This is a genomic window from Kitasatospora griseola, assembly GCF_014648555.1.
Lineage (GTDB): Bacteria > Actinomycetota > Actinomycetes > Streptomycetales > Streptomycetaceae > Kitasatospora > Kitasatospora griseola.
On the sequence record NZ_BMRI01000002.1, the window covers coordinates 214,404 to 226,337 of the forward strand.

Annotated in this window: 4 protein-coding genes; all 4 read right to left on the reverse strand. The window is 75.5% G+C overall.

Translation table 11 applies throughout. The features are described from left to right. Positions 1-10: 10 nt before the first annotated feature. From IEZ12_RS03455 to IEZ12_RS03470, 4 genes are read right to left on the reverse strand one after another with little or no spacing between them, the layout of a single operon-like run. Complete coding sequence (locus tag IEZ12_RS03455) at positions 11-1,852, reverse strand: hypothetical protein (RefSeq protein WP_189270751.1); 1,842 nt, start codon at positions 1,850-1,852, stop codon at positions 11-13. Continuing rightward, positions 1,845-7,130, reverse strand: coding sequence for a hypothetical protein (locus IEZ12_RS03460; protein ID WP_189270752.1), 5,286 nt, complete (start codon positions 7,128-7,130; stop codon positions 1,845-1,847). The genes IEZ12_RS03455 and IEZ12_RS03460 overlap by 8 nt, the downstream gene beginning before the upstream one ends. Next, positions 7,112-10,342, reverse strand: a complete 3,231-nt coding sequence (locus IEZ12_RS03465) for a hypothetical protein (protein WP_189270753.1) — start codon at positions 10,340-10,342, stop codon at positions 7,112-7,114. The genes IEZ12_RS03460 and IEZ12_RS03465 overlap by 19 nt, the downstream gene beginning before the upstream one ends. Further along, a complete protein-coding gene (locus IEZ12_RS03470; RefSeq protein ID WP_189270754.1) occupies positions 10,339-11,499 on the reverse strand; it encodes a Kelch repeat-containing protein in 1,161 nt (386 codons plus the stop codon). The genes IEZ12_RS03465 and IEZ12_RS03470 overlap by 4 nt, the downstream gene beginning before the upstream one ends. Positions 11,500-11,934: the final 435 nt, after the last annotated feature.

Sequence of the window (11,934 nt, forward strand, 5' to 3'; positions counted from 1 at the left end):
CGATACGACGTCAGTTCGCGGGCGCCTGCGGGGTGTCCACCAGCAGGTCGAACGCCAGCCCGCTGGCGCCCTCGCCACGGCCGACGCCGCGCTGGGCGCCGAGCCAGACGCAGACCCGGCCACTGCGCCACCGGGTCCGGTGGTAGGCGACGGAGAGCCGGGTGCCGGTCTGCGGGACTTCCTCCTGGTTGACGAAGTATCCGTGCGGGGGCGTCGCGTCCAGCCCTTCGCGCAGCAGCGAGGTCCTCGGCTGCACCGGCGGCAGCCCGTCGACCACGTTCGGCATCGCCGCGCGCTGCAGCTGGACGGTGCGGTTGTCGCCGGGGACGTGCACCGGGATGAACGGGATCCAGTTCTCGGGGACGGAGTTCATCGCCTCGTAGGCGATCGGCGCGAGCGGCGCGTCCGGCGGGACGGGCGGGTGCAGCCGCAGGTGCCGGGCCCGGATCTCGGCGGCGACCTCGCTGCCCCGGCGGCCCTCGCCGGTGGGGCGGGGGACGGTCAGTTCGATGCCCCAGACCAGGTCGGCGTTCTCGTCGCGGATCAGCGACACCTCCTCCAGCGCGGGGCCGTCGGCGACCTTCGGCACGCTGGCGGGCAGGTACAGGCTGGTGTCCGCGGGCGTGTCGGGGCCGCTGTCGAGGGTGTCGAGGGTGTACATCGACCAGCGCTGCCAGTCCTGGTCCGGGCCGGCGCCCGCCGGGGTGATCCACAGCCGCTGCCCGAACACGTCGGTGACGGCGAGGCCCTGGATCGACGCCAGGGTGCCGACCGGCAGTTCGCACGGGAGTTGGTACCAGTCGTTGCTGTAGACCAGCGCGAACTCCAGGAAGATCAGCCGGGCCAGGTCGGTGCTGTCGGGCGACACGGCGGCGAAGTTGGTGCCGCCGTCCTCCACCGCCCACCAGCGCGGCAGCGGCATGCCCGCGTACCGCAGCTGCGCGGGGAACACCGTGCGGTTGATCGGCGGGAGCGGCGGCTCGGCGCCGCCGACCGGGTGGTCCGGGTCCACCGAGAAGGCGTGCCAGTCCAGTCGGCCGCCGGGGAACTCCTGCGCGGTGAGCACCTTCTCGGTGCCGTCCGGGGCGGTGCCGGCCACCGAGAAGCGGTGCTCCAGGCGGCGCGGGTCCCAGGTGGCGTCGGCGCCGGGCCGGTCGATCAGGTCGTCGAACCAGGCGACCAGGCGGGCGCCGAGGGCGTCCAGCGCCGGGTAGTGCAGGTGCAGGATGTCGTTGATGCCGTCGGAGGCGCGGCCGCCGTCCTTGACGTGCCGGTACAGCAGGTAGCCGTCCATCCGGCGGCCGGCGACGGCCTGCAGGGTCGCCCAGGTCTCCGGGTCGGAGACCCGCGCGGCGTCCGCGTCGGTGGTCGGGTCGGGCAGCGCGATCGGGTACATCCGGACGTACTGGCCGCGGAAGTCGAACGCGATGTTGGCCAGCACCGGGTCGCGGGCCAGCAGTTTGAGCCACCGCCGGCCGATCGCCAGCCGCAGGTCGAAGGCGATCGGGTCGCTCCCCGCCGTGAACGCGGGCGGCCGCCGCTCGGCCAGCGCCTCCAGCGGCCGGTCGCCCGGCAGCGGCTCGACGGCGCCGCCGGACGGGCGGAACCGGCTGGGCCGGGTGCCGGCGATCGAGTACGTCGCGGTGACGGGCGAGCCGGCGTCGGTGGCACGGAACTCGCCGAGCTGCCACTGCCGGGTCAACAGCCAGAGGGCGTCCCGCACTTCGGCCCGCAGGGCGCGCTGGAAGTCGGTGGTGCGGGGCCGGCCCTCCAGCCGGTTCCAGATGCCGACGGCCGGGTTCGACCGGCCGGCCAGCGCCTTGGGCAGGTCGGCGATGCGGGGCTCAGGCATGGGCGGCCTTCCAGCGCTGGTTGGCGATCGCCAGGTCGGTGGAGATCGTGATCGGCTGCCGGGTCGCGGACATCACGGTGGCGGGCAGCAGTTGGGCGTAGGCGGTGTTGTCGAGGTGCTCGGGTTCGACGCCGCGGGACTTCGCCAGGTCGAGGGTCTCGCCGATCGCGGCGACCAGGTCGTCGGTGTTCCAGGCGCCGGTGCGGACCGGCGGCACCACCAGCAGCATGGCCTGCGGCGGTTGGGAGTCCGGCCCGTCGTAGTGCAGGGCGATCCCGGTGGTCTCGCGCTCGGCGGGAATCACCTCCGTCCACTCGTCGAGCAGCAGGCCGACCCGGGTGGCGGTGGGGATCGGCGGGTCGGGCGCGTAGTGGGCGGTGAACAGCACCTTGTCCTCGGTGATGCTCGTTCCGGGGGCGAACTCCATGGCCAGCCAGTGGTCGCCCGGCCGCAGCGGCAGCTGGATCGGCGTCAGCTGCGGTTCGGCGGACCCGAGCACACTGCCGAGGATGCCGCCGGGCCCGCGCAGCGCGTCGCTCAGCTCGACGACCTGCTCCCACAGCCGGGGCTTCTCGCGGACCCGGGCGACGCCGTGCACCCAGTCGTCGATCGGGAAGTCCCGGCCGAACGGCGGCCGGGTGAGGTGCTGGACGAGTGCGCCGCTGCCCGCGAGGGCGTTCGCCCAGTCCGCGGCGAGCTGCGGATCGGGCGTGAACTCCGGTACGGCGAGGGCGTCCTGGCCGAGCAGCGCCTTGAGCGCGTCGAGCCCCGCCGCGACCCGGTCGGGTCCGGGGACCGCCGCGTCGTACCCGGCGAGCGCCCGGTCCGCGCCGGCCAGCCGGGCGAGCACCTCGGTGTGCAGCGCGCCCGCGCGGTCCAGCAGGTCGCGGCAGAACAGCACCACCCGGTCCTGGAACGGCTGGAGGCTGAGGTCGGTCGGGTCGAAGTCGGTCAGCGGGAGCTTGCCGGCGACCTCCGCCAGCAGCCCGCTGAGCGTGGTGCGGACGGTCCTGGCCTCCGCCCGCAGCGACTGCAGCTTGCCGGCGAAGGCCTGGCGGCGGCTCGCCACGATCGCCCGCAGCGCGGACGGCTGGGCGGGCAGCGGGGAGGTCGGCCTGGTGGCGATCAGCCGTTCCGCCTGCTGCAGCAGCCGGAACCGCTCGGCGGCGGAGGTCGCGACCGGCAGCGCGTCGTACGTGGCGAGCAGCACGTCGGCGTTGGCCAGCGCCCTGGTCATCCGGGCCGCCGCGTCGGCCACGGCGGCCAGCACGTCGGTGAACACGCCGCGCCGCCACATCGCGAGTTCGCCCCAGCCGCTGCGGACCATGCCGAAGCCGCCGGCCTTGGTGACCAGTGCGGCGTACCCGGCGAGCAGGGTGTCGACGGCGGCGAGGATCTGCGCCCGCTGCGGCGGAGCGCCGGCCGGGAAGAGCGGCGCCAGCGTGCCGAGGTAGCTCTCGACGCTCGTGCGCAGCACGTCCAGCGAGGCCCGGACGGCGGCCGGCCGTTCCCGGGGCAGCGAGACGGCCCGGTCGGCGGCCCGGTCGGCGGGCGCCGGGCCGGCGGCGGGCACCAGGTCGGTGGGCCGCAGCGGCCGGGCGGTGGTCAGCAGCGAGCGCAACGCGGCGATCAGCGGCGAGAGTTCGAAGAAGGTGAGCTGCCCGGCCACCCGGTCCGTGTAGTGGATGGTCAGCTCGACGTCGGGCCGCGGGCTGTCGGTGGCGATCACCGCTCCGACGATCCGGTCGTCGAGGTCGGTCATGGTGCTCCCGCCCGCCGGGCGCACCGCCCACAGCAGGTCGATCGGCTGCAGGCCGAGGTCGAACTGGCTGACGACGCGGTGGCGGGCCAGCCCGGTGAGCGGGTCCGTCCAGGTGACGTTGGCGACGACGCCGGTGGCGGCCGGGAGGACGGTGGGCAGCCAGGCGTTGACGGCGGGTTCGGCCTGCGCGCGCGGGGTCTGGTGGGCGAGCGGCGGCGCGCCGTTGTCGGGTTTCAGGCCGGGTGTCAGCCGCAGGCCGAGCCGGTGCGTCAGGGTGGTGCCGCTGCGCGGGGTGCCGACCACGGCGGGTTCGGGCGGCAGGCCCTCCTTGGCGTACGCGTCGAGGGTCGCGGAGGCCCGTTCGGGGTTGCCGAGCAGCGCCTGGTGGGTGCTCTCGGCGACGGCGAGGTCGGCGAGCGCGTCGTGGACGTCGAGCAGGTTCTGCACGGCCCGGTCGACGACGGCCTGCTGGGTGGCGTCGACGGCGGGCAGGCCGTCCAGGCCGTACGGATAGGTCTGCGGGACGTCGCCCCGGGTCAGGTGGCGGACCAGGGCGAGGCCGTCGACCACGTTGTGGGCCTCGACCTGATCGATCGTCAGCGGGTTTGCGGGCTCCGGCCGGTCGTCCTGGCCGGGGACGGTGTCGGCGATCCGGCCGGCCCGCAGCGGGAACTTCAGGCGCAGCGCGGAGATCAGGAAGTCGACCTCGGCCTGTTCGTGGCTGTCGTGCAGGTCGCGTTCCAGCCGGTAGCCGAGCAGTGCGCCGAGCGACTGCCCCTGGCGCATGCCGTCGAGCAGGCCGAGGGCGATCCGGACCCGCCCGGAGCTGAGGTCGACGGCGAACGAACCGGGGTTCTGCGGCGAGCCGTTGGCGAGGTAGCCGGCCCGCAGGACGGCCGCGGTGCGGGCCTGGCCGGGCGACGGGGCATGCAGGTGGCCGCCGTTGAGCGTGTCGTGCATCAGCGGCTCGGCGCCCTGGAAGACCTGGGCGAGCGGCCCGGTCAGGGTGACTTCGCTGAGCGTGCCGGTGTCGCGGCGGCGGACGTCCTCCAGCCAGCCGTAGGCGCCCAGGTGCACGCCGCGGACGGCGGGGGCGGTGCCGTCGGGGCCGTAGCGCAGCTCGGCGAGGCGTTCGTTGGCCAGGCCGAGCCGCCAGGCGTCGAGCCGGTAGGTGGCGCAGTCCAGGTGTTCGGCGAGGACGCGTTCCAGTCGGGCGGTGGGCAGGTCGGCCAACAGGTCGAGGGCGTCGGCCTGTTCGGCGAGCCGGGCGGTGCCGGGGGCGGTGCCGAGGACCCGGGGGATGTGGTCGACGACCAGGCGGGTCGGGTCCTGGGTGATCTCCGGCGCGGGCGAGTACAGCCGGCGGAAGCGGCTCTCGCTGGGCAGGGTCTGGCCCTGCGCCGGGATCCTGACGTGGATGAACGCCGGGTCGGTGGCGGCGCTCTCGGCGGGGCTCGCGATCCCGGCGGCGATGGCGAGTTCGGTGGCGGCGTCGGCCCAGCCGAGCAGCAGCGCGTGCCGGGCCAGCAGGTACAGCAGCGCCGACGGCAGGTCGTCCTCAGGGAAGCTGGCCTCGGTGCGGACGGTCTCCAGGTCGGTGCGGGCGTGCGAGGCCAGCCACTTCAGGTAGTTGGCGCCGTCGGCGGTGTAGGGCCGGATCGGGGCGGTCTCCGAGAGCGGGCGGTCGTCGACGGGCGGGGCGAGCAGCGGGTGCTGGGTGTCGACGAACAGCCGGCGGACCAGGTCCGGGTCCTGGGCGGCGCCGGTGTCCGGGTAACCGAAGCGGGTCAGCAGGGCGCGGATCGGGCCGGGCTGGTTCAGCCGTTCCAGGCCGGGCAGCACGGTCGAGCCGAGCGCGCCGAGGTTCTCCCGGTTGAAGACGTCCTCGACGCTCTGCGCGTACCGCTGGTAGTACTCGGCGGAGGTGGGGTGCACCGCGAGGATGTCCAGCAGGTGCTGGTGCGCGTCGGCGGCGGGCGCGCCTAGGTGGGCGACCTTCGCGGTGGCGGCCTGCCAGTCGGCGGCGGCGGCCTGCAGCACGGTGTACAGGCCGCGGCGGTGCGGCGCGACGGGGTCGGTGTCCGGCCAGGCGAGCCGGGAGAACGCGGTGGTCGGCAGGATCCCGTAGGGCTGGCGGCCGATCCGCACGGTCGGGACGGGGCCGCGGCCGGAGACGTGCCGCAGGTAGAACTCGCGGGTCTGCTCGACGACGGCCCGGGAGAACACCGGGTGCAGCGCGGTCTGCAGGTGGTAGCCCCAGGTGGCGGGCCACAGGGCGGTGTCGGCGGCGCGGGCGTCGCGCTGGTCGGTGCCGTCGGCACCCGGCATGCCGGCCAGGTCGGCGGGGTCGATGCCGAGCAGTTCGGCGAAGCTCTGCCCGTCGGTGCGGCCGGTCCAGTCCGTTCCGGCGGCGGCGGCCCGCAGGCCGGCGGCGGAGCGCAGGCCCGCGTCGGCCTCCTGCGCGGGGTCGAGTCCGGCGGGCGCCTGGGTGCTGTTGTTGGTAGGGGTGCCCTGGGGCAGCAGGCCGAGCCCGGCGGGGCTGCGCAGTTGACGGGTCAGCAGGCCGGTCAGGTCGGCGGCGGACTGCGCCGGGGTGGACTGCCCGCGCAGGCCGAGCACCACCAGCCGGTCGAGGCCGCCCGCCAGGTCGGCGGTCAGCGGGATCCGGAAGCCCATGCCGACGGTGACGGCCCGGTCGAAGTCGGTCAGCCAGCGCAGTTCGTCGGGGACGGTCAGCACTCCGGTGCTCTCGTCGACCGTCATCGGGTCGGTGTTGCCCGGGTCGGGGCTGACCGGCAGCGTCGCGGGGACGGGGTTGCCGACGAGGTCGAGGACCTTGTTCCCGCCGGCCCAGCCCAGCAGCCGGAACGCGTCGGGCAGCAGGCCGGCCCGGGCGGCGACCGTCCAGGACTTCGGGGCGATGCCGGCGGCGGGCGGCCGGGGCACCACCAGGAAGGCCACCAGGACGGCGTCGCCGCTCTGCACCGGCGCGGCCTCGATGCCGGCGGGCCGGCGGGCGGTGATCGCGGCCGCCCTGGTCGCGCCGACGGCGGCCAGCAGCGCGCTGTCGGCCGCCCGGAGCTTCGCGCGGTCGCCGTGGGCGCGCCAGACGGCCGTCCAGTGGTCGACGGTCGGCTGCCGGTCGGCGGCGGGCAGCGCGGTGTCGCTGAACACCACCAGCACGGTGGCGCCGGCCGGGACCGGCATCGGCCGGTCGCCCGGGTCGGCCGGCCGGATGCTGCGCAGCAGCCAGGTCGCCCGGCCGGCGGCGATCCGGCCGACCAGCTCCTGCCAGGCCGCCCGGTCGCCGACGGCGGAGCCGCCGGTGCGCCACAGCGCCGTGAAGTAGGCGTCGAGCGCGCCGAGTTCGGCCTCGGTGGGCCGGGGTTCGAAACTGTCCACCGACCACTCGTCGGGGAAGACCCGGACCAGCAGTTCGGTCGCCGTGAACCGGGTCTCGACCCGGACCGGGCCCAACAGGACCGGGAAGTCGTCGCTCAGGGCGTTGTCGGCCATACCGGGAGCATCTCCTGTGCGTGGACGGCGACCATGACCGGCGCCTGGAAGAGGATGTACGCGATGTCGGCGGAGCTCAGCCGCGAGTACCAGAGCGGCAGCGCCTCGTCCTCGGCGTGCTGCTGCTGCGTCTGCGGGTCGTCCTCGGTGCTGTCCAGCGGCACCAGCGGGACGTGGGTGGCGTCGGTGAACTCGACGAAGCCGAGGTGGTCCGGGTCGACGTGCTGCCAGGTGAGGTCGTTCCACACCTCGACCGGCGGCAGCGGGCCGGGCTGCGGTTCGTCGACGCCGAACCGGGGCTCGCCGGGGCGCTCCTTCAGGACGAAGAACCAGCCGGGGTCGCCGGGCGGATTGCCGCGGGCCTCGGCGGCGTCCAGGTCGAAGCCCAGCAGGTAGATGTCGGGTTCGACCTTGGCCTCGTACAGCGGCATCCGGACCAGGTCGGGCGTCGGGTGGTCCTCGTCGGGCAGCGGCGCGGGGATGCGCTCCCCGGTGGTGACCGGGTTGCCGTTCGCGTCCAGCGGCCAGGCCGCGCGCTGCGCGTACACGGCGGTGTTCGGGTACTTCTTCAGCAGCTCGCCGCGGACGACCAGCACCAGGTCGTCCTTCTGCGCGGCGCCCGGCTGCTGCCGGTTGTCGTTCTCGCCGAGCAGCGCGGCGGGCCCCCAGCGGTGGATCGGCCTGATGTCGTACAGCCGTTCGCGGCGCTGCTCGGGGGTCTCGCCGGGCACCGGGAGACTGGCCCGCGGGTCCCAGAACTGGCGGAACGGGGTGCCGCGCTGGTCCGTCGGGTACTCCCGCCAGAGCATCTCCCGGGCCATCTCGTGGTTCAGGCCGACCAGGAAGGACTCGATGAAGCGCCGGTTGTTGGCCAGCAGGGTGATCGAATTCGCCGGCACCAGGCCCAGGTTGGGCGCGAAGACCTCCGTCGACAGGTCGATCAGCGACTGGTACATCGGCAGGTCGATCACCGGGTAGGCCATCGCCTCGGTGAAGCTCTCCGCGAACGGGCGCAGCCGGTCCGGCACGTCGACCGAACCGAGCAGGCACCGCGGCACGGTGGTGTCCGGGCGCAGCCCCTGCAGCACCGCGTCCGTCGTCGCGGCCACGCCCAGCCGCTCCCGGGCGGGGGCCTGCCCGACGGCGGCGGCCGCGTCCCAGCCTCCGTAGAGCTCGCGCAGCGCCGCCTTGTACCGCTGGGCCTCCGGGCTGTCGACGTCGCCGCCGGTGGTCGGCGGGACGGGGTCGCCGATGTCCTTGAGGACGAAGTCCGCGCTGTGCGGCAGCGCGTCGACCGGGTCGGCCGCCGCCCGCAGGCCCACCCCGGGGTGCAGCTCGTGGTCGAGCTGGTCCGGGGTCACCAGGGCGGCCGGTTTGACCTTCGGCGCGGCCGCCGTGACGGCCCCGGTCTCGGCGTCCATCCGCGGCACCAGCGCCTCGGGAGGCTGGTCCGGCGGGAAGGTCAGCGAACGCATCAGCCGGGCGCCCGGGCGGACCAGGCGGCGCATCGTGGCGGACAGCGGCGCCGCCGCGACCTGACTGGCCGCCACCTGGAAGCCCACCGCCAACTGCTCCGCGGGGGTGTCCGCCGCGGCGGACCGGGCGGCCGGCCCGGCCGCGGCCGAGGTGACCCGGGGGTGCGCGGGCGCCGTCAGCGTCAGGTACTTGCCGGTGGGCGGCGGCGGCGCCACCCCCGCCGGTGCGGCCGGCGGCGTCAGGTGCTTGACCTGGAGGCGGTGCCCGACCTCGCGGGCCAACTGGGCGGCGCGGATCTTCGCGTTGGCCTGCAGGACGTCGCCGATCTGTGCCCAGGCGGCGTCCATGAACTCGTCCTGCCGGGCCTGGACGACCCGGGTGCCGAAGTTCGCGGCGACCCGGTGGCGCGGGTCCAGGTTCAGCCGGTGCACCCAGTTGCGGTTGGCGGGCGAGGGCAGCGTCTGCCCGGCGTCGTCGATCAGCAGGTGCGCGGTGAGGGCGTGCCAACGGCCGTACAGCGGCGGGGTGATGACCGGGTCGACGCCGGCCGACAGGGACTGCGCCTGGGCGACGGGCAGGGCGGCGTGCGCGGCCGCCGGGGTGGTGCTCCGGTACGCCTCGGCGAGGTTGACCAGGTCGGCCATCGCCTGTTCGAAGGGGTGCGGGTAGGGCGCGGCGGGCGGCGGCCGGTCGTACCAGTTGTCCCAGTTCTCCCAGGCGTCGATCGGCTGGTCGGGCAGCTGGAGCGCGCCGCCGAGCTTCAGCACCCCGCCGATCGCCGCCGGGGTGGTGATCGGCGGCAGGCCCGGCCCCGCCGAGCGGTGCACGTCCATGTCCCGCCGGCCGACCTGCGGGTCCGGGCGGCGCGGCTGCAGCAGTCGGACCAGGTACTCGAAGTCGCCGGTGGCGCCGGTGGTGAACGCCCAGCGCTGGTAGTAGGGCAGTTGGCCCACGCCCTTGCGGCCCGGATAGGCCGGGCCCCAGCTGGAGTACAGCGCGCCCGGCGACAGCGCCGGGTCGAAGCCCAGCCCGGCGAGCCGCCCGGTCTCGAACGCCGGTACCAGGAAAGCCTCGTACGCCCGGTCCTGCTGGAGGTGCCGCGGGCACACCAGCCGGGAGCAGGCCCGGTCCGGGTCGGTCCGCAGCACCTCGGCGAGCGCCCCCAGCACCGGGTCGCCGGCCCCGCCGAGCTCCCTGGCCACCGCGTCGTCCAGCGACCCGTTGACGTGGACGTGCGCCCACGCGCCGAGCTGCTCGGCCGGCGGCAGGGCGTTCGGGTCCGTGACGGTGACGAACGGCAGCGGCGTGCCGCCGGCGCCCTCCGCGAACTCGGCGGGCGCACCCGACGGGTCGCTCCGGGCGGCCAGCACCACCAGCGCCAGCCAGGGCGCGAGGCGGTCGGTGGAGCCGTCGGGCACCGCCGGGCTGTACCGCCAGGGGAAGTCCTCGTCGTAGAACTCGATGTGCGCCAGGTAGTTGGGCTCGATGTTGGTGGTGCCCGGCAGCGGCTCCCGCCGGGAGACCGCCCGCGCCTCGACGCCGACGACGTCGCCCGGCCCGTACAACTGCACCGCCCGCTCGACGGGTCGGCTCAGCGGCGTGCCGTCCAGCGCCTCGCCGCTCAGCAGCAGCTTGACGGGGATGGTGGCGCGGGCCGACGTCCCCGGGTCCTGGGTGATCCGGGTGGACAGGCCGGAACGCAGCCAGGGCAGGAACGAGTAGCCGTTCGCGGTCATGCGCCGCCCCCGTCGAACAGCTCGGCGGCGGCGGTGAGTTCGGTGACGGTCGGGTCGGCGGCCGCCAGGCCCGTGCGGGCCGCGCCGCCGGCCGCCAGCACCCGGCCGTCGGACAGCATCGCGGCGGCGAAACCCCACCGGCCGGTGAGCAGACCCGGCCGGGCGGTCCAGGTGTCGGCGGCCGCGTCGTACTGGACGACGCTCCGGTAGCCGGCCTCGTCGGCGTCGCTGCCGGTGCCGCCGACCACCAGCACCGCGCCCGGGCCGAGCGCGACCGCCCGGTGCTGGGCGCGTCCGGCCGGCATGTCCTTGGCGGCCGTCCAGACGCCGGTGGCCAGGTCGTACTTCTCCGCCGTCCGCCGGCTGAACGGGTCGAAGACGCCATCGTCACCCGCTCCCGGGGCGCGGCCGCCGGTCACCAGCACCGTGGTGTCCGACAGCGCCGTCGCCTGGTGCAGGGCGCGCGGGCGCAGCAGACTGCCGGTCGGACTCCAACTGTCCGTCGCCGGGTCGTACACCTCGCAGAACGCCAGCGCCGGATCCTGGTCGGTCCCGACGGACGCGGTGCCGCCGACCGCCAGCACCTTGCCGTCCTTCAGCACCACCGCGACATGCCCGGAGCGGGCATCCGTCAGGTCGGCCGCCTTGGTCCACCCGCCCGTCCCCGGGTCGTACAGCTCGGCCGACCGCAGCGCCCGGACGCTGGACCCGGCCCGGACGGCGCTGCCGCCGGCGACCAGCACCTTGCCGCTCGGCAGCAGCACGGCGCTGTGCCCCCAGCGGGCCTGGCTCATGGTCCCGACCGGCGTCCAGGTGTTGGCCACCGCATCGTAGACCTCCGCCGAGGCCAGACCGGGCGCGGTGGAACCGCCGATACCACCGGCCACCAGTACCTTGCCGTCGGCCATCGCCGTCACCGAGTGCAACCGCCGCGGCGACGGCTGGGTGGCCGTCCCCGTCCAGGTGTCGGCCGTCGGATCGTAGACGGCGGCCCGCCCGACGGCGGCCCCGGTCGCATCGGCCCCGCCGACGACCAGCACCTTCCCGGTGCCCTTGAGCACGACCGGCCCGTCGTGCTGCCCGAACCAGGCCGCGGCCGCGGCCAGATCGTGGGCGGCGGTCCACTTCGCCGCGGCCGCCACAGTGGGACTGCTCATGAATCGAACCTTCCGTCGTCAGGGGAGGCGGGTCTCGGACGGCACCGAGCGGGTCGGCGGCCATCGCGCTGCGGAGGCCGGGGCGGTAAAACCGGTTCGTCGCACCGGACTTCCCGTCACCACCGCTCGCGGGCCGGCCCGGCCGACCGCCGCGTTCCGAGGTCTGGGCCCGGGCGGCGCCACTCGTCGGGGCCCGGGCGACGTGGCCGGGCGCGCGCGGCCGTGGAACCGGCCGCGATCGCGACACCCCGGTGGCGGCGGCCCGTTCCACCGCCACCACTCCCACGGCGGCGCAGCGCGCCGCGCTGCGCAGGCCCGGGACGCAGCACCGGTCGGTCCGCCGAGCCGGCCGTCATCATCGGTCGCCCGCACCGAACATGACGGTCCGTCCGGCCACAGCCGGAGGGCCGGGCTCGTCGGCGACCACCGCGCTGC